This window comes from Paenibacillus cisolokensis (assembly GCF_018403665.1).
Lineage (GTDB): Bacteria > Bacillota > Bacilli > Paenibacillales > Paenibacillaceae > Paenibacillus_AH > Paenibacillus_AH cisolokensis.
Genome location: NZ_BOVJ01000073.1, coordinates 29,856 through 55,627 on the forward strand (window position 1 = coordinate 29,856; position 25,772 = coordinate 55,627).

At 52.1% G+C, this 25,772-nt stretch carries 21 protein-coding genes, 4 pseudogenes and 1 riboswitch; of the genes and pseudogenes, 22 read left to right on the forward strand and 3 right to left on the reverse strand.

Annotation, left to right across the window (positions count from 1 at the left end; translation table 11 throughout):
- The first annotated feature begins 6 nt into the window (after positions 1 to 6).
- From PACILC2_RS28645 to PACILC2_RS27980, 8 genes are all read left to right on the forward strand, one after another.
- On the forward strand, positions 7 to 369 hold the full coding sequence (locus PACILC2_RS28645) for an ABC transporter permease family protein (protein WP_307860535.1): 363 nt from the start codon (positions 7 to 9) through the stop codon (positions 367 to 369).
- Positions 291 to 893 carry a carbohydrate ABC transporter permease gene (locus PACILC2_RS10835; RefSeq protein ID WP_307860536.1) on the forward strand — a complete coding sequence of 201 codons (603 nt, stop codon included), beginning with the start codon at positions 291 to 293 and terminating at the stop codon, positions 891 to 893. The genes PACILC2_RS28645 and PACILC2_RS10835 overlap by 79 nt, the downstream gene beginning before the upstream one ends.
- Before the next feature lie 101 nt (positions 894 to 994).
- Positions 995 to 2,647: a CBM96 family carbohydrate-binding protein gene (locus PACILC2_RS10840; protein WP_213528858.1), complete on the forward strand. Its 1,653-nt coding sequence runs from the start codon at positions 995 to 997 to the stop codon at positions 2,645 to 2,647.
- Positions 2,648 to 2,669: 22 nt separating this feature from the next.
- Positions 2,670 to 3,206, forward strand: coding sequence for a ChbG/HpnK family deacetylase (locus PACILC2_RS10845; RefSeq protein ID WP_213528859.1), 537 nt, complete (start codon positions 2,670 to 2,672; stop codon positions 3,204 to 3,206).
- Positions 3,203 to 3,508: a hypothetical protein gene (locus tag PACILC2_RS10850; protein WP_213528860.1), complete on the forward strand. Its 306-nt coding sequence runs from the start codon at positions 3,203 to 3,205 to the stop codon at positions 3,506 to 3,508. Before PACILC2_RS10845 ends, PACILC2_RS10850 begins: the two co-directional genes overlap by 4 nt.
- Positions 3,447 to 5,807 (forward strand): family 78 glycoside hydrolase catalytic domain, encoded by a 2,361-nt coding sequence (locus PACILC2_RS10855; protein ID WP_244863428.1) that lies wholly within the window; start codon positions 3,447 to 3,449, stop codon positions 5,805 to 5,807. The genes PACILC2_RS10850 and PACILC2_RS10855 overlap by 62 nt, the downstream gene beginning before the upstream one ends.
- Positions 5,808 to 6,153: 346 nt before the next feature.
- On the forward strand, positions 6,154 to 6,552 hold the full coding sequence (locus PACILC2_RS28650; protein WP_307860537.1) for an MBL fold metallo-hydrolase: 399 nt from the start codon (positions 6,154 to 6,156) through the stop codon (positions 6,550 to 6,552).
- 512 nt (positions 6,553 to 7,064) lie between these two features.
- On the forward strand, positions 7,065 to 7,199 hold the full coding sequence (locus PACILC2_RS27980; RefSeq protein WP_280515306.1) for a hypothetical protein: 135 nt from the start codon (positions 7,065 to 7,067) through the stop codon (positions 7,197 to 7,199).
- Positions 7,200 to 7,317: 118 nt separating this feature from the next.
- On the opposite strand, the gene PACILC2_RS10865 is transcribed toward PACILC2_RS27980, so the two are convergent.
- Genes PACILC2_RS10865 through PACILC2_RS10875 form a run of 3 tightly spaced genes read right to left on the reverse strand, consistent with a single transcriptional unit; the run spans position 7,318 to position 10,070 of the window.
- Positions 7,318 to 8,376: a phosphotransferase gene (locus tag PACILC2_RS10865; RefSeq protein ID WP_244863429.1), complete on the reverse strand. Its 1,059-nt coding sequence runs from the start codon at positions 8,374 to 8,376 to the stop codon at positions 7,318 to 7,320.
- Positions 8,361 to 9,239, reverse strand: coding sequence for a pentapeptide repeat-containing protein (locus PACILC2_RS10870; RefSeq protein ID WP_213528862.1), 879 nt, complete (start codon positions 9,237 to 9,239; stop codon positions 8,361 to 8,363). Before PACILC2_RS10870 ends, PACILC2_RS10865 begins: the two co-directional genes overlap by 16 nt.
- 42 nt (positions 9,240 to 9,281) lie before the next feature.
- The gene (locus tag PACILC2_RS10875; RefSeq protein ID WP_213528863.1) at positions 9,282 to 10,070 is read right to left on the reverse strand and encodes an ankyrin repeat domain-containing protein; all 789 of its coding nucleotides are present in this window, start codon (positions 10,068 to 10,070) and stop codon (positions 9,282 to 9,284) included.
- A gap of 237 nt (positions 10,071 to 10,307) precedes the next feature.
- Positions 10,308 to 10,390: riboswitch (cyclic di-GMP riboswitch) on the forward strand.
- A gap of 71 nt (positions 10,391 to 10,461) precedes the next feature.
- On the opposite strand from PACILC2_RS10875, the pseudogene PACILC2_RS10880 reads away from it, so the two are divergent.
- From PACILC2_RS10880 to PACILC2_RS10925, 14 genes and pseudogenes are all read left to right on the forward strand, one after another.
- Positions 10,462 to 12,607 (forward strand): annotated as a pseudogene (locus tag PACILC2_RS10880) (putative bifunctional diguanylate cyclase/phosphodiesterase).
- A gap of 913 nt (positions 12,608 to 13,520) precedes the next feature.
- Entirely contained in the window at positions 13,521 to 13,886 is a 366-nt protein-coding gene (locus PACILC2_RS26785) for a hypothetical protein (RefSeq protein WP_244863430.1), read from the forward strand.
- A 32-nt stretch (positions 13,887 to 13,918) separates the two neighbouring features.
- Positions 13,919 to 14,740, forward strand: coding sequence for a nucleotide sugar dehydrogenase (locus PACILC2_RS10885; RefSeq protein WP_244863431.1), 822 nt, complete (start codon positions 13,919 to 13,921; stop codon positions 14,738 to 14,740).
- 113 nt (positions 14,741 to 14,853) lie between these two features.
- Positions 14,854 to 14,971: pseudogene (locus PACILC2_RS29360) on the forward strand (LuxR C-terminal-related transcriptional regulator); the annotation flags it as partial.
- 146 nt (positions 14,972 to 15,117) lie between these two features.
- On the forward strand, positions 15,118 to 16,158 hold the full coding sequence (locus tag PACILC2_RS10890) for a LacI family DNA-binding transcriptional regulator (RefSeq protein WP_213528864.1): 1,041 nt from the start codon (positions 15,118 to 15,120) through the stop codon (positions 16,156 to 16,158).
- A 186-nt stretch (positions 16,159 to 16,344) separates the two neighbouring features.
- Positions 16,345 to 17,646, forward strand: coding sequence for an ABC transporter substrate-binding protein (locus PACILC2_RS10895; RefSeq protein WP_244863432.1), 1,302 nt, complete (start codon positions 16,345 to 16,347; stop codon positions 17,644 to 17,646).
- 60 nt (positions 17,647 to 17,706) lie between these two features.
- Positions 17,707 to 18,198: a carbohydrate ABC transporter permease gene (locus tag PACILC2_RS26790; protein WP_244863433.1), complete on the forward strand. Its 492-nt coding sequence runs from the start codon at positions 17,707 to 17,709 to the stop codon at positions 18,196 to 18,198.
- On the forward strand, positions 18,186 to 18,644 hold the full coding sequence (locus PACILC2_RS26795; protein ID WP_244863434.1) for a carbohydrate ABC transporter permease: 459 nt from the start codon (positions 18,186 to 18,188) through the stop codon (positions 18,642 to 18,644). Before PACILC2_RS26790 ends, PACILC2_RS26795 begins: the two co-directional genes overlap by 13 nt.
- Positions 18,644 to 19,480 (forward strand): carbohydrate ABC transporter permease, encoded by an 837-nt coding sequence (locus PACILC2_RS10905; protein WP_213528865.1) that lies wholly within the window; start codon positions 18,644 to 18,646, stop codon positions 19,478 to 19,480. Before PACILC2_RS26795 ends, PACILC2_RS10905 begins: the two co-directional genes overlap by 1 nt.
- A 118-nt stretch (positions 19,481 to 19,598) precedes the next feature.
- Complete coding sequence (locus PACILC2_RS10910) at positions 19,599 to 21,941, forward strand: hypothetical protein (protein ID WP_213528866.1); 2,343 nt, start codon at positions 19,599 to 19,601, stop codon at positions 21,939 to 21,941.
- Positions 21,942 to 22,209: 268 nt separating this feature from the next.
- Positions 22,210 to 22,422, forward strand: coding sequence for an AraC family transcriptional regulator (locus tag PACILC2_RS28655; RefSeq protein ID WP_307860540.1), 213 nt, complete (start codon positions 22,210 to 22,212; stop codon positions 22,420 to 22,422).
- Positions 22,410 to 23,420 (forward strand): ABC transporter substrate-binding protein, encoded by a 1,011-nt coding sequence (locus PACILC2_RS10915; protein ID WP_307860542.1) that lies wholly within the window; start codon positions 22,410 to 22,412, stop codon positions 23,418 to 23,420. Before PACILC2_RS28655 ends, PACILC2_RS10915 begins: the two co-directional genes overlap by 13 nt.
- Before the next feature lie 65 nt (positions 23,421 to 23,485).
- Positions 23,486 to 24,483, forward strand: a pseudogene (locus tag PACILC2_RS10920) (ABC transporter substrate-binding protein).
- 54 nt (positions 24,484 to 24,537) lie between these two features.
- A pseudogene (locus PACILC2_RS10925) lies at positions 24,538 to 25,412 on the forward strand (alpha/beta hydrolase).
- The last annotated feature ends 360 nt before the right edge of the window (positions 25,413 to 25,772 follow it).

The following is a 25,772-nucleotide window of genomic DNA, read 5'->3' on the forward strand; positions in this document are numbered from 1 at the left end:
AATCCGGTGGTTCGCAACAATTCGCTGGGATCGAGGATGTTCGATTATGGCCTGATAGCGGTCGTCACGCTTATCTCGCTGACATCTCTTTTTCCCATTATTCATAATCTGGCGGTGTCCTTAAGCTCTCCGGCTATGGTTACGGGCGGTTTCGTCACGGTCTATCCGAAGGGATTTACGTTCAGTTCCTATTTGAAGCTGATGGAAGACGCCGTCTTCTTCCGCACGTTCGGCATTTCGGTGCAGCGCGTCGTCATTACGACGATTCTCAGCTTTTTATTTCACTGCTTATGGCCTACCCGCTGTCGCGTTCGGTCAAGGAGTTCAAGCTCCGAAACGTGTATATGTGGCTGCTTGTGTTCGTCATGATGTTCAACGGCGGTCTGATCCCGTTCTACCTCATCGTCAAGCAGATGGGGCTCATGAACTCATTCTGGGTGCTCGTGCTGCCGATGATTATCAACGTGTTCAACATTATCCTGATTGTCAACTATTTCCGCAGCATTCCGAAGGAACTCGACGAATCCGCCTCGATGGACGGCGCGGGCCCGTGGTATAAAGCTTTCCGGATTTATATGCCGCTGGCGCTTCCGGTGCTGGCGACAACGACGCTGTTCCTCATCGTTGCGGTATGGAATGAATTTATGCTCGGCATGATTTTTATCCGCAACCCGGAAGACGTTCCGTTGCAAACGTATATGCAGCAGATCGTCGTTCGGATCGACCCGAACCTGCTGAAATCGGTGGAGGATGTGAAACGGCTGGCAAGCGTCTCGGACAAAACGCTGAGCGCGGCAAAAATATTTACGTCCATGCTTCCGATCATGATCATTTACCCGTTTTTGCAGCGCTACTTTATTTCCGGCATTATGCTCGGTTCCGTCAAGGAATAATATCTGCGGCTGCAATTGAGCGTTATTCTAACGAATTGCACACAGAGAGAGTGGTGAGACCGTGTTGTAGTACCAATATCTGAATAACGGGAGGAATGAAAATGAGAAGGTTAAGTATGCTATTTCTGTCGTTTGCCCTGCTTGTGTCCATCGGAACGCTGTATCCCGGCGCGCCCGTGCACGCAGCTACCGTTACGGTGAATGCCGTCGCGGATACGGATACGCAAAGCGATGTGTCTGCGGGGACGAACGCCACGCTCCATGCCAGCCAGTGGAATCATATGTTTGTCAAATTCAGTCTTTCCGGCCTCTCTTCGGTTATGAATGTGAAAGTGCGCGTGTACCACTCCTCGCATCAGAACAACCACACCTTGTATATTCATCAGGCATCGACAGAGAATTGGAACGAAGGCGGAACGAAGCCAAGCCTGGGCTCGCAAATCGCTTCGAAGTCCGTCACCGGCATCGGCTATCAGGAGTTTGACGTTACGGCGGCGGTCCAGGCGAAGCTGAGCGAGGGAGCGGCGTCGGCAACCTTCGGTTTTAGCACCGATCTGGGCACCTGGGAAGCCTATCAATCCAGAGAGGGTGCCAACAAGCCGCAAATGATCGTAACGACATCAGACAGCGGCGGCGGAAGCGGCACGATGAAAATCGGCACCAACTTCTGGTTCCTCGCTTCCTGGAGCGGGGAGTCGCCTTTCAAAACGGGCATCGACTGGGCGACTGCCTACAGCAGCGGCACCGATATTTGGAATCCGACGTTCATTAGCGAGCTTGCTCCCTACACGACGCTCCGCTTCATGGATTGGGGGGCGACGAACAACTCCAAGGTTCAGTACTGGTCGCAGCGGCGCCTGCCGACCGATCCCGGCAACACGGATATCGGCTACATCGACGGTTCAAGCCCGCTTAGGCCCGGTCTTGCGTATGAATGGATGATCGATCTGTGCAACCGGACGAACAAGGATATGTGGGTCACCTTGCCGCATATGGCGGACAACAATTACGCCAATCAGCTTGCCCAATTGATCAAGTCGAAGCTGAATCCGAATTTGAAAGTATACGTCGAATATTCCAATGAAACGTGGAACGGGGCGTTTACGCAATTCCAGTACACGATCGATCAGGGCGTTGCGGGCGGATTGCCGGGCATGAATCAATGGTATCAGGGCGGCGCCTACAGTCTGTACAGGTCGGTCAATATTTGGAGAGAGTTCGCTTCCGTATTCGGCAGTGAGATGGAGTCGAGAGTCGTTCGCGTGGCGTCGTTCAGCGGCAACTACGATATTTTCGATGTGGGCTACAACAATATCATGAACAGCCCCTCCTGGAACCGGACAGGGCAGAAGGCCGACATGATCGCTATTGCTCCTTATGTAGGCGGCAATTTGGATGGCTCCAGCCCGACCATCCAAAGTCAGTTCCGGCAGGATACGGACACGAAGTTTACGACCAGGGTGCTCACTGCTGTCGCGATTGCCGACAAATACAACGTCAAGCTCGGCGCTTACGAGGGCGGACAGCATTTGACCACGAACGCCCATACGTGGAGCGCCAACCAGCAAATCTATAATGAATATTTGTATATGCTCGATAAATTTGCGCCGTACTTCGAGCTGTTCAACCATTACGCGCATGCGGGTACATGGAGCTCTGGAGGAGCCTGGGGAGCCAAAGCGTATACGGGCCAGCCGATTGCCGACGCTCCGAAGTACCGCGCCATTGTGGATTGGGTCGCCTCCAACCCTTAAATGTCATAGAAGAGCAGGTGGGATGATGAAAGGTGCAATCGGACTCATTACCCGAGCGGATGATGCGGGCAGCAGCGCAACGGCAAATCGGGCGATATTGGAAGCTTGCGATCATGGCATCATTCGCAATGTATCCTTAATGGCGACTTGCGGCGCAATCGAGGATGCGGCCGAATTGTTCCGGGGGCGGGACGATATTTGCTTCGGGGTTCATCTGACGTTGAATGCGGAATGGGACCGCGTCCGTTGGGGGCCGGTTATGCCGAACGACAGAGTGCCGACGCTGATCGATGCGGAAGGATACTTCCATCGCACGCCGGAAGCGATGAAGGCCGCGGGGGCATTGCTCGACGAAGCGTTTCTCGAAATGCAGGCCCAGTTGAATCGGCTCAGAGAACTAGGTTTCCCAATCCGCTATGCCGATGAACATATGTTTTCGGACGCGTATTTGAAGGGTACGAGGAACGGTTCGACCGGTGGTGCGCGGAAGCGGGGCTCATCAATTTCCGCCGTTGCTTGCGCAGATTGCCGATTCGCGCGGAGGAGAACTGCGAAGTGACAGCCTTATTGGATGCGCTCGATCGAGCGGAAACGGGAATTTACACTTTGGTAACGCACCCGGCTTTCGACACTACGGAGATGCGGGAATTGGGTCATGCCGGCAAAAGCGGTGAGGAGATCGCATTCGAGAGGGAAAGAGATACGAAACTGGTGACGAACGCGAAAGTCATGGAGTTCTGCAAGGAGAGGCAGATTCGATTTTTGCGATATGACGAGGTAGACGATGGGAGAACGAACAATGTGGAAGGCAAAGTGGATCTGGTGCGACAACCGGTTGGGAACGACGAATCGGGAGCATGAGCTTGTATATTTTCGGCGGACGTTCGATGTCCCCGCAGATCGTCCATGTTCTCTGGCCGTGCATGTCACTGCCGACAGCCGGTACCGGTTGTATCTGAACGGACATTCCGTCTCAGTCGGGCCTGCCAAAGGCGACAACCATACGCATTATTATGAAACCGTGGATCTGACCGGCCGGTTGAAGGCGGGCAAAAACGTGCTTGCCGTCAAAGTTCTGCATTACGCGGGCGTCCGGCCATGGAAGATGGGAACGAACGGTCCCATCTCCGTATGGCGCTCCGATACCGGCGCGTTGCTGGTGGAAGGAATTCTGGAGGACGAGAACGGAGCATGCATCGAGGCCGTACATACGGATTCCGGATGGAAGTGCATGCGAGACGAAGGATATTCGCTGGTGGCGACGCCGTTCATTCAATGGCTTGGCGGATTGGAAAACGTCAATGGCGCGAAACTTCCCCACGGGTGGCAGGAGATCGAATTCGACGACAGCGCTTGGGCGAATGCGGCGGTTTGTTCCGATACGCACAACGCATTCGGGGAATTATCCGCATGGGTGCTGACACCGCGGCCGATTCCTCCTCTGTACGAACGGGAGAGCCGCTTTCTTCGTGTGACCCGAACGGAAGGCGTCGATATCGATGATGAAGAAGTCCGGTCCATCCTGCAGCAAAAAGCGTTGCCGCTGCGCGTCAAGCCTGGAACGAAAGTCGTGCTGGAGCTGGATGCGGGCGAGCTGACTACGGGATATTTAAGCTTGAAGATGAGCGGGGGAGCCGGGGCCGAGGTCCGATTGCTCTGCGCGGAGTGCTATGAGCCCGAGGAATCCGATCCCCGCCGAAAACGGTTGAAGGGAATTCGCGACCAGGCGGAAGGTCAGCGGCTGATCGGGGAATACGATGTTTATGCCGTAGCGGGGATAGAACGTGGCAATAATGCTTTCGAAATCTACGAACCATTCTCGTTTCGTACGTTCCGTTTCGTAAGATTCGAATTTATGGCCGCGGACGAGTTGTTGGAAGTGCACGAAGTCGGCTTCCGGGATACGGCTTACCCGCTTGAAGTGGAAGGCGAGTTCGCTTGCTCGGATTCTGACTTGACTCAATTATGGGGCTTGAGCTTGCGTACGCTGCAGCGATGCATGCATGAGACGTACGAGGACTGCCCTTATTATGAACAACTGCAATATACGATGGATACGCGGCTTCAGATGCTTTTTACGTACCAGGTATCAAGGGACGATCGGTTGGCCAGACGCGCCATCCATGACTTCTACAGCTCGATGCTCCCTTCGGGCATGCTGCAATGTCGATATCCATCCGTGTATACGCAGGTGATTCCCTCTTTCTCGCTGTATTGGATTCATATGCTTCACGAGCATTATACCTATTTTGGGGATTTGCAATTGGTGAGGCGGTATCTCTCCGGCATGATCGCGGTATTGGATTGGTTCGAGCGTCATCGGACGCCGGAGGGAATCGTCGGCATGACGCCGCCCGAATATTGGACGCATTTCGACTGGGTGCAGGAATGGCCGGGCGGCGCGCCGCCATCCAAGGATGAAGGACCGATGATCCTGCATAGCTTGATGTATGCGGTCGCGCTGAAGAAAGCGGGAGACTTGCTCGAGTGGATCGGATGGAAGGAAGCGGCTTCCGAATACCGGGAGCGGGCGGAAGAAGTCAATCAAGCGGTGATCCGGACGGCTTGGTCCGATGAAGAGCGTTACTTCTCCAATAGTCAGAAGACGAAGGACTTCAGCCAGCATCCGCAAGTTTGGGCAGTGCTTTCCGGCGCGATTGAAGGAAACGACGCGGTCGATCTCTTGACCCGAACGATGCAAGATTCCGGTTTGCCGGTACTCTCGATCCCGATGACCTATCATCTGTTTCGCGCATTGGAATCGGTGGGGATGTATGAGGCTTCCTTCGGGCTTTGGGATCGTTGGCGCAGCATTATCGGATTGAATATGACGACGCTGCCCGAAGTGTTTCACAAGACGCCGCGAAGCGACTGCCATGCGTGGAGCGCGGTGCCTCTTGCCGAATTCGCCGGGAACATCTTGGGCGTGAAGCCCGCGGAACCGGGATATAAGCGGATCAGGGTTCAACCTTATCCGGGACCGTTAACTTGGGCGAAAGGGGCGGTGGCTACGAAGCATGGGCCGGTTCATGTCGACTGGAGTCTCGATAACGGGCAGTTCCGAATCGCCGTAAAAGGCCCTGAGCATATTCCCGTCGAGCTGGTCCTCCCCGACGGGACGGTTGAAGCGTTCTTCGGACAAATCGAATGTGTCGTATAACGAAGAAACAAATGAGGCCTCTTTTAGAATTAAAGAAGCGTTTTGACATCATATCCACACAGTACGGGGCGTCTCCGAAATCCAGACTTCATGAAATGAGTGCGGAGTTTGTGCGGTTCTGTCTGGCGAACAAAAACATGCACACGATATTTTTGATGACCAAGGGAACGAGAGTGGACGACAAAAATCCGAAGTCAGCCGTTAATCGGTTGAGGATCGATCTGTTCGAACAAATCAAGCGGTTCGGAAGAACCGTTCCAAGACATCGCGAACCGATTGAGCGATACATGGGATGAAGCTTTTGAAGTCTTGCTCATCGGCTTGAAACAAAAATTGCAGAAGGGGGATGATCGAAGTGAAAGTCACACAAATATCTGAGCATATATGGAGCATAAAGTTATGGCTGATCATTCCGATTCACGTTTGGCTGGTAAAGGAGAAGAACGGGATCACGCTGGTGGACACTGGGGTGGCGATGATGGCGAAAGGAATAGTGAAGGCCATCGAGCGACTGCAGGCCGGACCGTTGCTGCGAATTGTCCTGACGCATGGTCATCCCGACCACATTGGCGGCCTTAAACGCATTTGCAGTCGAATCCGGTTCCGACATATGCTTACAGCGTCGAAATTCCTTATATGGAAGGAGAACTTCCCTACCGACAAGGTAAAAAACCGGTTGCTTATGTGCAAAAAGGGGCCGTTCAACCGCTTGGCGAGGATGAGCGCGGACAATTGCAAGCCATAGGCGGCTTAGTGCCTTTTCATACGCCAGGCCATTCCCCCGGGCACGTTGTATTTTTCACAAGGATGACCAGGTACTGCTGGCCGGAGACTTGTTCTCGTCCAAGAATGGAAAGTTGCGTCCCCCGCTCTTTACTGAAAATATTGAAGAAACGGTTAGAAACAGTTCCATCGTAGGCCGCCTCCGGCCTGAAAGAGTGGAAATTTGTCATGGAAAGCCTATCTTTAATGCGGCCGATCAGATAGAGGATTACATGTTAAAATATTTACGGTCTTAAATGAATCGGTGAGCAGACTTTACAGGAAATTATGGAGTTGTTTATTTCAAAAACTCGTTGATTCCGGTCATCCTTTAGTGTGTTAGGTTATTTTCAGTTCGCAAGGTCGTTCATCTAATCTTCCATAGTAAATCGAATACGATTTGCCGGCTATATCTCCAGATATCGACTTTATTTTCTTCGACAGTATACAGAATCGAAAAATCATCCTTAATAATATCTTGAAACGTTGGCGTTGATGAACGGTTGGGCGATCTTTGGTGCGGCAGCGAATTGGAGCAAAGGCTCAAGCCGAATGTCGACCGAGGAGATGACCGAGCAAGTGTTGACGGTCATACTGGAGGGCGCGTCGAAGCTGGTTTCGGAGCGGTAACGGTTGACATGCGCGGCTATGAGCTCGGGGGAACGTTAACGATGTGGAATCGAATCGATGTGTATTTCTTGCAATAAGTCGGAGCCTTCGGCGCATTCGCGAATTCATTGATCGAACTCTATTTTCGTTTCTGCAATATGGCTTCCACCGCCCTGACCTTTGGTTCGATACTGTCCCAACGGTTCATGCAATGAGAAACGATCATGTCCAAATCATGCTCATTTTGGGCTTCTTCCGTGTTGCGATAGAGAATATTCATCAGCCAATCGGCCAGATTCCGAAGATGATGACGGTAGGAGTAAAAACGCAATAAGTCGAGGTTTATGTTCACCGAATGGCCTAAATGTTTCTCGTAAGCGGAAAGGAAAACATCGAACTCTTCGCCGATATAGCCAACCAAATCAAATTCCGGCGGTGCGATCATCGCCGATTCCCAATCAATGAAATACAACTCGTTATGATGACGAATCAAATTTCCTCCCCAAATATCGCCGTGGCACAATACTCTTTCTTTCGTATCGGCTATCGCGGCACCGCGAAGTTCGTACACAAGATTCAACAGGGTCAAGACCTGCTCTTTCTTTGGTAAAACATGCTCCCGCAGCGCCTGTTTAACAGGATTGCTGCATGCTTCGGTGCTTTCAAGCACTGAAATACACTTCTCAAGGTCGGACGCAAAGGAAATGTCGAAGGTTTCGGTCAAGAGCGCAGTCTTGTCTATAAAAGGGGTAGCAAGCTGGATTTGAGCCACGGATCTGGCAATGCTTTCAACAATCTCCGTTGAAAATGGGTATGCTTCCGCCAATGTCTCCCCTTCGATAAAGTTAAATAGTACCACTGTAATATCATTGAATGTTGTTTTATAGTCGCCATCCTTATTTTTAATCGGATAGGTAACGTTGCGAAAAAGCCGTTGATGATACAATTGCCAAGTTAATGGCAAGTAATATCGAAGGCGCTCGATACTCCTTAATTGTCTGTCATTTTGATGGTCGAATAATTTCAGATAATATCGTTCTCCATTCGCGCAATTCACCCGGTAAGAGTAAGCGGAATCCCCCATCGGAATGAAGCGAACGCTTTCCATTCGTATCCCGTATTCCTTCTCAAGGCTTGCCGCAAGTACATGATCTTCGATACGATATTGAACCTCCAATCTTTTCACTCCCTGGCGCATGGCGTCTGCCAACCCCTATGAACAGGGCTTAATTGATTATAAGATCTGTTATCTTGATTTTTTAACCAATGAGCAGGAACTTTTACGTAACGAGGTAATTTCGTATCTTTATCGCCTTTAGCCGAGTTAACCTGAGCTTGAGTAAGAAAAATACATCCGGTCAAATTTGCACCTGATAAATCAGCATCTCTTAAGTCCGCACCGATAAAATCCGCTTTTCTCAAGTCAGCCCCCCTCAAATTAGATGCAATCAACAATGCCCCTCTTAAACTCATACCTCGAAGGTTGGCCCCTTTTAAATTCGCACCCGTAAAATCTTTGCGCATCTTGCTTTTCTTATTACTTTGAATGAAATCTTTTCGAACGAATTCACTCGTTTTGAGTAATAAATGATTCACGATTTCTCTGTGAGCCGGTACATCCAAATTCAGAATATCTTTCGGTTCAAGATTGGTTAGAGATAAAGTTTGATCGAAAACGTTTTGCAATTCATTCCGGATAGGTTGCGTTTCTTCCAAATCCAAAGCTTGATTTAAGTAGTAAAGCATCTCATGCAACTGTTGAACAATAGGAAATACCGCAAACATTTCCTTTGATAAGTCCGGATTGCTTCTCCAATCCTTGCCTTTGAACATTTCTTGTGAAACATGTTGTCCTGCGCCAAAACATTCGTAGGAAACGCACCCGCGAAAACCTTTATCCCTTAGATGTTCATGTATGCGGCAGCGATAATCCGGACACAAGTTGCGGCAAGGGACTCCGCCTTCTTTATGAAAAGCAAAATCTGCTGATTTTGCATAGGGTAATGCCACACAACATAACGCAAAACAATGTTCACAGTCAGACTGCAATTTACGATTCAAAAAAACACTTCCTCGAATGGTATAATCGCCAACGATTCCTGATCATCTCAGCTCGCTGGCGGAACGGGCGCCTTGAAGACGAAGCCACTGTACCAGATCGGCGGCGGCACTGCGTTGCGCGACATCCAGGGGAGCCAGCCCGTCCCATACCGAAATCCAGTTCAGATCGGCTCCCCGTTTGAGAAGGTACTCGGCAGCGGTCCTCTGTCCGCCGTGGCAAGCACACCAGAAGGAAACCGTAACTTCGTCAGGAGGCGAAGCGCTTGATGCTCCCCAAGGGTACCGTCTCGAAAGCGCGGAACCGGCGAAGTGGGCCTCTATGGCGTCCATTTTCCCTAGCGCGGCCGCATGCCAGAGCGCCATCTGCGCTCCGCGCTCAACCAATCGATGCGCCGCTCGCCATTGTGCAAAAGCGACTGCATCGTCCAGCGGCGTGCCTCCGGCGATCACGGCACCGGGCGCCTCGATATCGGCGCCGGCATCAAGAAGAGCGTCAAGGACTTCGATATCATCGCAGCTTGCCGCCCAATGAAGCGGCGTCTCGGTGTGCGGCCCGGCGAACCGAGCGTTCACATCCGCGCCGGACTCGACGAGGACGGCTACGGTCTGCGCACCGCTCGGGAAGTGACCGGGCCAGTCTGTCGCTACATGCAACAGCGTGCGAGACGTTTCGCTGCTTTTACTCTCGTTACGAGTGTCTCTGCCGATTATTCTTGCCGTAGCCAGCCCCGGATTTTCAGCAAGAAGCCGTTTCAATAATGCGATATCGCCAGTGCGGATCGCCTGGACGGCTTCTGCTGCCGGCGTTTCATCTTCATAAATAAAGTCCATTTTCCGACCACCCTAAACGTAAGATATCTACAGTTTATACCATTTTTGATTCGTGGCTATTCGGATAGTCTTGAGATCGTATTGCGACATTTTTGTACAAATTAAGACAGGATCGAACGTTTAAAATATGCAAAAATTTGATTTACTTGGAGGATTCCATACACCCCACCCTAGAATGAAGAAGATTCTCGTCGTTGAAGATGATATTGAAATCGCTTTTCCATCGAATATATAATATTTCATTGAGGAAGCGATGAACAGTCATTCTTAACTGGGCACTTTAATGGCTGGGAGCGAGTAGTGCAACCGACCCGATCATGATAAAGGGTCGGTTTGTTTTTTTATGGGATGATAGAGAGACGGCCAAATTATATGAAACAGGTGATGAGAAATGGAAAATCAAGGTTCGAACAGAGTGTCCGGTTCACCGACATATCCTTTTCTGGAAAGTCCGTTATTCGAAAAAGACGAGCAATTGAAAAAAGTGTTAAAGGAACTGGCCGATATCAGGTATGCGCTGGACCAGTCCTCCATTGTGGCCATAACAGACCCGCGCGGGATTATTCACTATGTGAATGAACAGTTTTGTAGAATTTCCCAATACAATCGGGAAGAATTGCTGGGTCAAGACCATCGGATCCTGAATTCCGGGTATCATTCTCGCGATTTTTTAAGGACATGTGGGCCACTATCGGAGCCGGGGAGATTTGGCGGGGAGAAATACGGAATAAAGCCAAAGACGGCTCATTCTATTGGGTAGATACGACAATCGTTCCATTTTTGAATGAACAGGGAAAACCGTATCAATATGTCTCGATTCGAAATGATATCAGCCTTCGAAAACAGATGGAAGAAGAGATAAGGAAAAGCGAGGAACGGTACCGTTTAATTACCGAAAATTCGTCGGACCTGATTTCAGTCATTGATGCGGAGGGCCATTTTTTGTATGTGTCGCCTTCTCACACGAGCTTGTTAGGACACGACTTGTCCGAGTTTGAATCCGGCCCGATGCTTCAATGGGTGCATGAAGAAGACCGCGAGACGGTGTCTAATGCGATTCGCAATCAACTGGTCACTAAAAAGGAGTCTTCGACGCTGGAGTTTCGGGTCCGGACGAAGAGCGGCAGCTATTGCTATATGGAAACCAAGATCAATCCGATCGTCGGCCAATCGGGCGAAGTCAACAGCCTGGCTCTCATTATGCGAGATATAACCGAACGGAAAAAGTCGGAACAGACGATTTACCATTTAGCCTACCACGATACATTGACGGATTTGCCGAACCGAAGATTATTTATGGATCGTTTACGCAAAGAAGTCCGTCAAGCACAGCGCTGTCATTCGCAGCTGGCCATTATCTTTCTTGATTTGGACCGGTTTAAATATATCAACGATTCGCTCGGTCATGAGGCCGGAGATCTGTTTCTCATAAAAGCAGCGCAAAGAATCAGCCATTGTATTCGTTCGAGTGATATGGTCGCTCGATTGGGGGGCGATGAGTTTATCGTATTATTGACGAACATATCGAGTTCGGCGGAGGTGGAGTCCGTATCTCAAAGGATCCAGACAAGCCTCCAGGAACCGATCGAGCTGTGCGGGCAGAGCCACAGTATGTCTTGCAGTATGGGTATCGCTCTCTTTCCTGCGGATGGAAGGGACCCGGATGAATTGTTAAAACGAGCGGATATGGCTCTATATGCCGTGAAAGACAGCGGCCGGAATGGTGTTTCATTCTTTCATTCGGATATGGAAGAGCGTTCTTTGGAACGCATCCTGTTGGAAAATGAACTGAAAAAGGCGATTCAACATGAGCAATTTCGGATTGATTATCAGCCTAAACTCGATCTTTCGACAGGGAAAGTTACCGGCATGGAAGCGCTCGTTCGTTGGGATCATCCCGAATTGGGGAGGATAGCGCCGAATAAATTTATCCCTATCGCGGAAGAAACGGGATTAATCATTCCTCTGGGGGAATGGGTTCTGCGCCGTGGCTGCGAGCAAAATAAAAATGGCAGGATCAAGGATACCCTAAGTTAAAAGTATCCGTTAATTTGTCTGCCCGACAATTCTATCAGCCTGACCTGGTTGATCGGATAAGCAAGATACTGGAGGATACCGGGCTGGAACCGCAATGGTTGGAGCTTGAGGTTACGGAAAGCGTTTTTGCGGACATCGACAATGCGGCAGCGATTTTGCAAGAAATCAGGAACTTGGGCGTTCACACTTCCATCGATGATTTCGGAACGGGATATAGTTCGTTCAGTTATATCAAAAATCTTCCTATCGACACTTTGAAAATCGATGCTTCTTTCATCCGGGATATTCATCGGAACAAAGAAAGTCATGCGATTGTAAAGGCGATATTGACCATTGCGCAAACGTTGAATCTGAGTGTGATTGCCGAGGGAGTCGAAATTCCGGAGCAGTTGGCCGTTTTGAATGAGGACGGCTGCGGTCAAGGGCAAGGCTTTCTGTTCAGTAAACCGTTGTCCAGTCAGGACTTTGAGAAATACTTGAAGGAATTGCAACGCTTTTAATGATTGACATTAAAATTAAAAGACGTAAAAAAAATAGCCTATCCTTCCGGGAAGGAGGGATAAGGCTATTGAAAATCATTCTCTGCGATGGGAGACGGTATCGGGTCGGAAGGAGTTGCTACGGTTTGCGGTTCCTTTGGACTTTCTAATTCTACTGCAGCAGCTTCGATTTCTTCATGTGTGGAGGTCATCTCTATCGCTGACCTCTGCTTTGAAAGAAGGCGAGCGGCCTGCCGTTGACGTAATATTGATTCGCGCCTTTTCGAACCAGTTTCCTTTGCGAAAGGTTCCAACTAGCCATATGATAGCCGGGGTCCCGTAAAATATAAACTTCTTTAAAAAAACAAGGCACCAGATTCAACCATTTTTGATCCAAAAACAAACCCTTCTTTTAATCAACAATGGCATAATCACGGCATCGCGCAGCCCACCATGTAAGAAACCGTCTGGACTCTGCCGTTTTGTTTAATCCGAGGAATCCGACCTGGAAGGCACCATCCTTAAGATTGACTAATTCTTCTTCGATGGAATTCAATTTATTTTGAGGCTCCAAGCGAAGGGCGTTAAAATGATGGAATTATGGTTTAACAGCTTGTCGAGTTCATCAAAAGAACTATAAACACGTGTATCGGCATCCAAATATACGAATTTGTTTTCATCCGCATAGCGATCAAATAGGTGCAAAAGTTCGGGTCGGGCAGAGAATACTCGTTTGGCAATTTGGGAAACATCCTTTTCCATAAATCATCGTAATTATGCCAGTCAAAGGGAGTAGACAGTTCATAGAGCTGTTCGCTGATTAACGGGGAATCGGCTTCCTGCCTTTTGGCAAGTTTTTTAATGTTCCTTTATTTGTGTGCAAATTTTTCTCGTAAATGTGGAATAAACGGGTAATCATTTTTTCAACCGGTCATTGGGCTACCCCGAAGTCCCTTCCATTTTTGCTGAGTCTGTCCTGCAGGGTTTTATTGTCCATCAATACTTTAACGCCGATGTCGCTTTCATTGCAGTCGGCACTCCGGCGGAAGCAGACGGGACGGCTGGATTGCAGTATGTAAAATCGGCAGCCCGATGTATCGGCGAACATTTGAATCCGGAGCATTTCACCGTGATTGTCAATAAATCTACCGTTCCGGTCGGCACTTCCGATCTTGTAGCTTCGATCATTGAAGAGACTTCAGGCTTAAGGAGCAATGAACAATTTACCGTCGTCAGCAATCCCGAATTTCTGCGGGAAGGCTACGCACTGGAAGATGTATTTTTCCGGACCGAATTGTAGTCGGCACAACGCATCCCGAAGCCCGAACCGTCATGAGAAAATTGTACCAAGATCTGATCGAAAATAAAAATGACAGTGAGTGGTCCAAGATGGTGGGGTTCAAGATGAATCCGAAAGCCCGCAAGGCCGTCTATTTTGAGACTGACACCAAAAGCGCAGAAATGATTAAGTATGTATCGAACGCATTTTTGGCCATTAAGATCAGTTATATCAATGAGGTCGCAAGGCTTTGCGAAACGCTCGGGGCCAATGTTATGGATGTGGCCAAAGGCATGGGACTGGATTCTCGTATCGGGGAAAAGTTTCTTCAAGTATCCAGCGGCTGGAGCGGCAGCTGCTTCTCCAAAGATACGTCGGAATTACTGGAGACGAGCCGGAAATACGGAGCGGATCTCACATTGGTGAAGGCCGCTATCGCTTCTAATTTGAACATGCACGAAAGCTGCATCACCAAGCTTAGAAGCCGGTTAAAAACGTTAAATGGAAAAAACATCGGCATTCTCGGCCTTACATTTAAACCGGATACGGATGATGCGCGCCATACGCAGTCTTCTTATATCATCAGCAAATTAATTGCAATGGGAGCAAACATTGCCGCACACGACCCGAAGGGGATGGCCATGTTTCGAAAGTTGAACGCGCATTTACCGATCCGCTATTGCCAAAAAGCAGAAGATGTAGCGGAGCGAGCGGACGCGATTGTTTTAATGACGCATTGGAACGAATACGCTGCGCTGGATTGGAAGGTCGTGCATCAGAAAATGAGAGCTCCGTATTTATTGGATACCCGCAATTTTTTGGTCGGACATCGATTAAGCGAGTCGGGATTTATTTATGAAGGTGTAGGGATATAAGGGTTAGAAAAATAAGGGATATGGAGGGAGATCAGGCCCGTGGCTCTGGTCTCTTTTTGCAAAGGGAAATTTTGCAGTGTCTCGAATCGGGGCATTCGGTGTCCGATATGAACAAAATGCTGTTTCTCTCTCCGTTCACGATCCGCAATTATATCTCGGAGATTTATGCAAAAACTCGAAGCCGCCAATCGGATCGAAGCGATTACGATCGCAAGGGAAAAGGGCTGGATCGTCCGAAAACGTAATCGGGGCGGCAAGCTTGATGATGGTATATCCCGCGTAGCGGGCATTTTTTTGTTGATCTTTAACCCGGTTCTATGTTATAAAAATCTTGCAAGGAATTTAAACGTTTAGATTTATCTCGGGAGGGACGATTGATGGCCAGCATCAGCATCAAAGATATTGCAAGCAAAGCCGGCGTATCGACTGCAACCGTCTCCTACGTATTGAACGGTACCCGCAACGTCCGTCCCGAGACGAAAGCACGCGTGCTTCAGGCGATCGAAGAGCTCGACTACAAGCCGAACGACATCGCCAAAAGCCTTAAACGCAAACGAACCGACACGATCGGAGTTATCGCCGAGGATGTGACCGTATTCAATACCCCGGAAATCATCGATGGCATCAACGACTATGCGGATCGCTACGATCTGCATATCTTGCTGACCAACCTTCGCTTGAACAAACGGATTGGCAAAGACTTCGAGAACAGGGATCGCTACCAGAAATACGCCCAGGGCGCGGTGGATGAGCTTCTTCGCAAACAGGTGGACGGCATCGTATATATCGGGGTTCACCCCCGCGATTTGACGGGGCTGATTCACACGCACGGCAAGCCCATCGTGTATACTTACGGTTATACGCAGAACGACGTTTCGATCCAATACGACGACGAGAAAGCGGCTTTCGAGGCGACGTCGTATTTGGTTCGGCAGGGCCATTCGCGGATTGCCGTCATCAGCGGAATGATGGACTCCATTCCGTCCCGCCTGCGCCTCAACGGTTTTTTTCGGGCGGTTACGGAGTTCGAGCTGCCGTTCGACCCTGGCTGGATCAAGATTGGGGACTGGGAAACGGAATCCGGTTACCGGTTGACGCAGGAACTGCTCGCGTTGCCGAACCCGCCGACGGCGATTCTGGTCATGAACGACGTCATGGCGGTTGGGGTGATGAGGGCTGCGCGGGAATTGGGCGTGCCGGTCCCCGAACGGCTGTCGGTCATCGGCTTTGACAACCGGGAGTTCAGCGATTACCTGACGCCACGGTTGACGACGATGGATTTGCCTCTTCATGCCATGGGATACGCTTCGATGGAAGCGCTCGCCCGGATCATGCGGGGAGAACCCGCTGCCGACATCGCCATGCCGGTATGCCGACTGGTGGAACGGGATTCCGTCGCCCGGCTGGCGATGTCCTGATGGTTATCCGTCAGGAAAAGTTAAACGTTTATCTATATTTACTGGAAGTAAGCGCTATTATTAGCGCGATAAATTTAAACGTTTAAACCATTTTTTTCTTGCAGCGGTGATTTCCTGCGGCCAACGGGTCAGCCCGTAAGCAGGTTCACATGATATTGTTCGCAAAAACATCGAGGAGGGGTACGAGTGATTTCTGCCAAAAGAAGTTGGATGTCGGTCGTCGTCATGGTACTGTGCGTGAGTTTGCTTGCGGCATGCGGCGGGAATGGCAAAAATGAAAGCGGTTCCGAAAATGCGGGCTCCGCAAGCGCCGGCGGTTCTCCGAAAAAGGTGACGCTGCGATTCATGACCTGGGATTCAGGCCAGACGCTGCAACCCTACCAAAACGCCATCAACGCATTCATGGAGAAGCATCCGAACATCGAAGTCAAAGTGGAGTCCGTTCCGGACAACTACGACCAGAAGCTGCTGACGGCGCTGGCCTCGAATACGGCGCCCGATGTGTTCATGGCCTGGAACTATCCGCTGTACGTGCCGGGCGGAGCATTGGAAGACCTGGGACCTTGGGTCGAAAAGGAGCAGTACGACTTGGACATGTATTATCCGATTTTAATGGATTACATGAAGTACGACGGCAAGTTGTGGGGACTGCCAACCACTTATTCGCCCCGGGCGATCTACTACAACAAGAAGCTGTTTGACGATGCGAAGGTTCCGTATCCGCAGGACGGCTGGACATGGGACGAATTCGTGGAAACGGTCGAGAAGCTGACCAAGCCGGGGCAATACGGATTCATCGCCACGCCGGACGACGTATTCACCGCGCAGCCCTTCTTCTGGTCCAACGGCGGAGATTTAATCAGTGATGACGGCAAACAAATCGAAGGCGTGCTCAATTCCGAGCAGAACGTCAAAACGATGGAGTTCCTGAAACGGGTGTATGACGCTTCTTCCAAAATCAACACGGCCGGAAAGTTCAGCACGAACAACGGTATCGAAGCGTTCCAGACCGGTCAGATCGCCATGTGGGACAACGGCATGTGGCCGCTGGGCGACATGCTGGCAGCCGGCAAGCTGGACCTCGGCACGGTCACCCACCCGATTCCGGAAGGCGGCACCCTGAAGGGCATCATCCATACATCGGGCTATTCGATGCCCAAAAACGGCGAGCATAAGGATGAGGCCTGGGAGCTGATCAAGTTCATGTCCGGACCGGAAGGCAGCAAAATCATCACCGCCAACAAGTTCGCCTTCTCTCCGGTCATGCAGGTCGACAAAGAGAACGGTTATGCGAACGATCCGTACCTGAAGGCGTTCGCCAAAGAACTGGAAGGTTCCGACAAGCTGATCGCGAACATGCGCACCGAAAAATGGAGCCAGGCGGAGGACATTATCCGTTCCGGCTTCCAGGCGATTTTCTACCATAACGACGACATCAAGAAGATGCTCGACACCACCGCCCAAAAGGCGCAAGAAGTACTCAAGTAAACGATGGAGGGGAGTGGGTACCCAGGCTCCCCTCTTTTCGCAAACAGAGGTGAAAACAAAATGAGTCGTACGAATGCCGGCGAAGCGGCACTGTTTCGTTCTGCCAGACGGAAGAGATGGAAGGAGAACCTGGCGGGATGGCTTTTCGTTTCGCCATGGATGTTCGGATTCGCTTTCCTGATGCTGGGGCCGATGCTGTTTTCCCTGGTCATCAGCTTTACGGAATGGAACATGGTGGGCGCTCCGAAATTTCTCGGGTTCGACAATTATATCCACATGTTTACAAGCGATCCATTCTACTATCGGGCGCTTGCCGTTACATTCAAGTATGTGTTTCTGATGGTGCCGCTGCAGGTCATCCTGGCCATTCTCATTGCGGTGCTGCTGAACCGGGCAACAGTCGGCAGCCGATTTTTCCGCTCCGTCTTCTACATGCCTTCGCTCATTCAAGGGGTAACGCTGGCGCTTATCTGGGCGTGGATGTTCAACGACGATTTCGGGCCGATCAATTTTTCCTCGAGCAAGTCGGGCTGCCCCGTGTGCATTGGCTGACGGATCCGGACGTAGCCCTGTACGCGCTGGTCATCGTGGCCCTCTGGGGGGTCGGATCGCCGATGGTGCTGTATTTGTCGGCTTTGCGCACGATTTCGTCCGAATATTACGAAGCTGCCGATATCGATGGAGCCGGCCGCATCCGGAAGTTTATCAGCGTCACGCTTCCTTTGCTCACGCCGACCGTTCTGTTCAATATCATCACGAGCCTGATCGCTGCGTTCCAGACAATCGTGCTTGCGTTCGTCATGACGGGAGGCGGCCCGGCGGAGTCGACGTATTTTTATTCGTTTCACGTATACCGAAGCGCGTTCACCCATTTCAGGATGGGGTATGCGTCCGCCATGGCCTGGGTCATGTTCGTGATGATTGTTCTGTTGACGGGGCTCATTCTCAAATCGTCGAAGTATTGGGTCCACTATGAAGCGGATGGAGGCGGACGATAATGCAAGCACAAGCCGGCAAACCGTGGGAACGGATCGCCATGACGTTTCTGATCGTTCTTGTGGCGGTCGTGTTCTTGTTTCCGATCGCGTGGATGCTGTCGACGGCGCTGAAAGCCCCCGAGGACATCTTCACGCCGACACCTTCGCTCCTTCCCGAAACTTGGCATTGGCACAATTTCACGGACGCTTGGAAAGCGCAGCCGTTCGCCCAATATTTTGCGAATACGCTGATTGTCGTTCTTGTATCCACGCCGTTCGCCATGCTCTCGTCCACGATGGTGGCGTTCGGTTTCGCCCGGATTCCGTTTTGGGGGAGGAACGCCCTGTTCCTGCTGGTCATCGGCACGATGGTCATCCCCTGGGACGTGACGGCGATTCCGCTGTACATCGAGTACAACAAGCTCGGTCTGATCAACACGCTGTGGCCGATGATTTTGCCCGGGATGTTCGGAGCGCCCTTTTTTATCTTCCTGGCCCGGCAGTTTATTATGGGCATCCCGCTCGATCTGGACGAAGCGGCCAAAATCGACGGCTGCAACCGCTGGCAGATTTACTGGAAAATCGTTTTGCCGCTGTGCCGTCCCATCGTGGTTGTCATCGGCGTGTTCCATTTCGTCTGGGTATGGAACGAGTTTCTGACGCCGCTCATTTTCATTAACAATCAGGATTTGTACACGCTGCCTTTGGGCATCAACCTGTTCAAGAACGCCTACAACATCGAATACGAGAAGTTGATGGCGATATCGTGTGTGTCCGTGCTTTTCCCGGTCACGTTGTTCTATTTCACGCAAAACCTCGTACTGGGGGGCCTGTCACTCAGCGGTGTAAAAAAATAACAGAGATAGCAAGAATGGGGTGGAGTCGTTGGGCATCTTAACCAATCGGACGTTCGAGATGAAACTAACCGACCGCGGCGCGGTTTCATCCTTGATTGTGAGGGAAGACCCGGTTCGAATGAATTGGGTCGTTGATCCGGCATATTTGGCCGAGGTCGATTTTTCCGACGAAGACAAGTTGTTCGGAGAATGGTCGATGACGGTAAACGGGACGGCATATGCCAGCTGCGACACGGTTCCGCGCGTCCGGATCGACCGTAGGTGCCAGGCCGCCGTCACGTACGCGGGCGGCCCCGTGGAGGTGGCGATGACCTATTCGCTGGAAGAGGAAGACCGGCTCCGCTGGCGGATCGTCGTCCAAAACCGGTCTGCGGAAACGGCGCGGATAACGGGACTGCACGTGTGGTTCTCGCTGGCGCATGTCATGTTTCGCGATCTCGACGTGCTCCGGAACATGCGTCAATCCTGTGCGGTCTATCCGCATCTGGGCGGAGATTTCGCGAAATTCGCCGCCATCCGGCGCAGCCATGAGGCGCCCCATCTCGGCATTTACGCAGCGGGAGGACGGACGGCGACGCTGGGGACGTTCTGCCGTTACCGGAACCTGTTTCTGGAGCAGGTATCCCCGTCACTGGACGGTGTGTTGTTCCACCGCCTTTCGCTGGTGGAAAACGGAGATTCTTTTCCCGAGTTGGCGGCGACGGATTGGATCTACGGGGATCAATACCGGGAACTCGCGCTGGCGCCGGGGGAAAGCCGGGAATGGGGCTATGCCTTCGTGCCGTGCAGGGATGAAGGCGATTTTTACCGGCAAGCTCTCGCGGCCGGCCATCCGCGGTGGACATACACGCCGGCGCTGACGGCCGGTGGCGTGTTCGAAGCGGAGCTGGTGCTGCCGGAAGGCCGTTCGATCCGGGAAATGCGCTTGTCGGCATGGTCTCCCGAAGCCAGCCGGGTAGTGAAGGAATCGATCACTGATCGGGTGCAGACGGGGAATGCCGGCAGCGCGCTCCGCATTGTTTTGCGGCCGGAGCGCCCCGGGGAGCGGAAGCTCGAGCTGGTGCTCGACGACGGCCGCACCGACGTGCTGGTCTGGAACGTGCTGGAGCCGATCGACCGGATGCTGGAGCAGCGGGCCGAATGGCTGTGCCGGCACAGCTACGACGAAGCGGGAACGCACGGGCGGCCGCATGCTTTTCTGCCTTTGTCCAATCAGGGGGAATCGCTGGGCAAGCTGACGTTTATTCTGATGAAAAACAGCTTGACGGCCCCGAACCCGGATCAGGTTCGCAAGGCGGAAGCCGCGGCGGTGCTGGATATGAAAAACCACTGGTTCGAAGACGGGGATTTCCGCAAGCCCCGCATGCTCTACGGGACGTTCTACCGCATTTACGACTTCGATTATATCGCGCATGTCTTTTATTTGTTGTCGCGCATGGACCGCCGTACGCTGGCGCTGCATTCGCCGGAGACGTATTTGCGCTGGGCGGCGGAAGTGCTGATCTTCCGGCTCGACCCGAACTGCCACAGCGGCGAACGGGAAAGAAACGAAGCCAGGCTGAACGGCATCTTTATTCTGTACATTCACGACTTGCTGCGGGATTTGGAGCGTGCCGGGTTGTCCGGGCCGCATGCGCGGCTGAAGCGACTGTGGGATGATTTCTCCGCGCAGCTGGCCGAAGAAACCCGGGGATTCCGCGGAGCCATCACGGAACATTACTACGACAACGCGGGATTCGGCCCGGCCTGCGACGCGTTGTGCCGAATCGGTCTCACGAAGGAGGCGGAAGCTTACGGCGAACTGATTCTGGCCAATATCGGCTTCAGCAACGATTACCGGGCGCAAAACCCGGAACGTTGGTGGGAAGCGTTATCTTATATGATTCATTCGCTGTGGGGCGGGCTCGTTGCCGCCTCGGCGCGGTCCGCCTACGAGCATCTCGGCGATCCGGCCTATCTTCTCGCCGCGTACCGAGCGACAATGGCCGTGTTCAATTGCTACGATTGGCATGTCGCCTCCACGCCGAGGCGGCTCGAACCCGGGGCGGCCGCATCGACTTTTAGCGTTGCCGCGCCCAACCTGAACATGCCGGTTCTGTCCCGCAACCGGTTCGGACAATCGGTGTTTCGGGAGGCGAGCGATCCCTTGTTCAAGCGGTTGTTCGCGAATTCGTCCGGTGACGATTGGGACATGGGGGAAGAGCTGGTCGCCTACCTGCTTGGATTCGGAACGACAGCTTACCTGTACCGGGACGATAGCGGAGTGTTGCGCTGCGTGAACGGCCATGCGGCGGAAACCGCGGAGGGCTGGATCGTGACCAGCTACGCTGCCTACCCCCGCCGGTTCGTATGCCGGGAGGACGGAGCCGAGTTTCTCGCCGATGCCGGCGAAACGGTCCGCCGCGTTTGTTACCGCGGCGGACGATTCGAACGGTATCCGGAACCTGCGGTTCGGGTGTAGCCAACCATCCTGCCGCGCCCGATTCGCCGCGACGGCGCGGAGCGTTGTCTCCGGAAGGCAGCGGAGCAAGCTATATCCAATACCTTTCCACCATAGAAAACACTAAGGATCGTTACGGGCTTATCCATTCCCCCGCAGCGATCCTTAGTCTTTTATCGTATCCGCCGAGCGATACGAGGTATTGATAATGATTATCGTTATTGATATTGTTAAGGTTAGGATCATACCATTTCTCATTGTCTTTTAACCAAAAAGGAGGAGGGTCCTCATGCTTAAAGACAAAGGGAAGGTGGCGGACATTACCTCGTACGCGCCGGGACGGCATTCCGGAACGAATCTGGCCAAGATCAGAGAATACATGGACCGGCACTATAACGAACCCCTGTCTATCCGGCAGCTGGCACAAATGGCCAATGTCAGTCCCAAATATTTTGTGGACCTTTTCAAAAGACGTACGGACAGAGCGCGATGGACTACTTGACGGATCTGCGGATAAATCGGGCCAAACGTTATTTGGCTGAAACCGAGGAGCGTTTGCGGGATATCGCTTTAAAGGTCGGATATAGCGACGAGTTTTACTTTAGCCGCAAATTCAAGAAGGAGGTTGGCGTATCTCCATCTGATTTTGCGAAAAATTTCAAGAAACGGATCGTCGCATGCTCCACATCGGTGACAGGCCACCTGCTCGCTCTCAATGTTATGCCCGCGGCAGCGCCTCTCGATCCCAAGTGGACGCCCTATTACTATAACGCTTACCGTACTCAAATAAAGTCCCATCTGAAGCTGACCGATCCGTACACGAGCAGGCCGTTTGACGCCAATCTGGACGAGATGGTCCGGATTCGTCCCGACGCCATTATCGGAACCGACCAGTTGCGTCCTTCCGTGAAAGCGAAACTGATGGACATGGCGACGACGTTCTTTGTGCCGACGGAGAACGTCGGGTGGAGAGACCAGCTCCGGATGATTGCCCGATTCCTGGATAAAGAGGATCAGGCGGAGTTATGGATACAACGGTATGAACAAAGGGTTCGGTCGGCCAGGGAGCAGCTTGATGCGGTGCTGGGAAATGACAGCATCCTGATTTTGCGTATCTACGGACAAAGCATCCATGCCTATTGGAACCGCGGACTCAAGGATGTCTTTCATCGGGACCTGAAGCTCAAATTAGCTTTCCGGTCAGAATCGTCCTATAACGTACCGCTTGCGTTGGAGCAACTGGCTGAGCTTAACCCTGACCGGATATTGCTGGTCGTATGCCCCGAGGCATCGTCTCGGGCATATTGGCTGGCTCTGCAGCATACAGCAGCATGGCGTCAATTGAAAGCAGTAAGAAATAGGCATGTTTACTTGATCACCTCTGACCCGTGGTTTGAATATTCGGCCGTTTCCATTTTCCGGATGTTGGATGAAGCCATGCTCCTGTTTACCGGAAATTGTCCAAACGCGCTTCTGGATAGCATCCATGGTGACTCCTGAGCGACATGATCTATAATCACTTCGATGAGAATTATTATCACAGGAGGAGAAACACCATGTTTCAAATGGCCAACAGATTTGGCGCTGTATTGCTGTGTTTCGTGCTTGCAGGAAGCTTACTGGTCGCCTGCGGGTCCGAACCGCAAAGCAATGTGGAATCGTCCGAACAACCACGTTCGGTTTCAACCACTTCCGACGCTTCCGCACCGGAAGAGAATAGTCCTTTACCGTCAGAGGAGCGGACGATAACGGACGAACTTGGCCATAAGATTACCGTGCCTGCAGCGCCCAAGAGGATTTTCGCGCCTTATCTTGAGGATTCTCTGCTCAAACTGGGCATAAAGCCGGTGGCTCAATGGTCCAATGGCAATATGGGCCACGAATATCTGAAAGAAGAATTGAAGGATGTGCCGAAGCTTGACTTTTCGGGGGGACTGCCGTCGCCGGAGGTGGTCATGTCCTACAATCCCGATCTGATCATCCTGCACACCGAGACGTATGCCGCTAATGGCGCATATGAGAAATATGCCAAGATCGCGCCGACCTATGTGTTCAAGAATGCTTCCGGAGATGTGGAGAAGTCGCTCGGCACACTGGGGAAATTGCTCGGCAAATCCGCCGAAGCTGATCAAGCGTTGCAGGCTTACCAGCAGAAAGTGAAAGAGGCGAAAGAAAAACTGGACCAAGCGGTCGGAGGAAAAAAGTCGCCATTATTCGCTTCGCCGCCAAAGGCGTAAGTCTGATGGGCGGAAATTATTTATGCGGTTACGTTGTGCACAAGCAACTGGGGATTGGAATATCCGGGCTGGTGGGGCAAGAGAACAGTGCGAATGTGTCGATGGAAGTACTCCCGGAATTGGACGCCGACTACATCTTTATCATTAACGCTTACGGCCAAGGGACGCAAAGCATCAAGGAGATGACGGAAAGCCCCATCTGGAAGAGCATTCCTGCCGTGAAGGAAGGGCATGTGTACGAGGTGAGCGACGAGTATTGGCTTGGCAGCGGTCTGATCGCTTATGAGAAAATTATTGACGATACGGTCAGGCTGCTGGTCCAATAACATGTGCATGGCATCGTTGCAGCTTGAATCCAAAAGTCCAAAAGGGAGTAACGGATGATGACGTTCGAACAAAATGACATCGCGCGTCCCAAGGTCGAAATTCCCCGTTCCGTACAATGGACGATGCGATCGCGTGCGGAAAATCGCAGCTATCAGATCATGGTGGCAGCGCCTGCCGAAGATCCTCCTCCTTCGGGGTTTCCGGTCATTTATTTGCTGGATGCAAATTCCGTATTCGGAACGGTAGTGGAGGCGGTACGCTTGCAAGGCGGCCGCCCCGATAAGACGGGAGTTGTTCCGGCCGTTGTCGTCGGCATCGGCTATCCGACGGAACGTCCCTTTTCTCCGGACCGCTATTACGATTATACGCCGGAGCCTACCACGGAATTTTCCATAAGTCCGATGGAACGGCTTTGCCCGAACAAGGCGGGGCAGCAGCTTTTCTGCAATTCATCGAAGAGGAGCTGAAGCCGCAGATCGAACGGGAATTCAAGATCGACAGCGACAGACAGACGATCTTCGGACATTCTCTTGGCGGACTTTTCGTCCTGCATGTGTTGTTTACGAAGCCAAGCGCGTTTCAATGCTTTGTCGCAGGCAGCCCCTCCATTCATTGGAACAGACAACGCCTGCTTCGGGAAGAGCGGCAATTCGCATCCCGATTGGAGCGCGAGCCTCTCCGCGTCAAAGTATTGCTTGGAGCAGGAGAATGGGAGAAGCATCATATCTCCCGCAATAGCGACAGCGCGCGGGAGCTTTCGGAGCGGCTGTCCGCCCTCTCCGCTTATGGGGTGGAGGCAGCGTTCCACGAGTTTGAGGGCGAAAACCATGTGTCGGTGCTGCCGGTCCTGATCAGCCGGGCGTTGCGATTCGCTTTATATCCGGCGCATCGTGAGGAAAGGGAATGCGGTCCGGCGCAGCGGCAATAAATCGGTTTGGGAAAGAACATTCGAATGCATATTGCGGAGGAGAGCGGCGATGCTCTCCCATTTTCCCCCTTCACCGAACAGTATCGTCCTCAGACAGGGACGACGGTGCCGTTTTAAATCGTCGTCTGTCCGTCGATGCGCCTCGCCTTCCGTCTAATCGTCCTTGGTCCGTCGGTGCGCCTCGTCTTCCGTCAACTCGCCTCTCGTCCGTCGTTGCGTCCCGCCTTACGTCAACTCGTCCCCGGTCCGTCGATGCGCCTCGCCTTCCGTCAACTCGTCGCTCGTCCGTCGATGCGCCTCGTCTTCCGTCAACTCGTCCGCCCGTCCGTCGATGCGCCTCGCCTTCCGTCAACTCGTCCC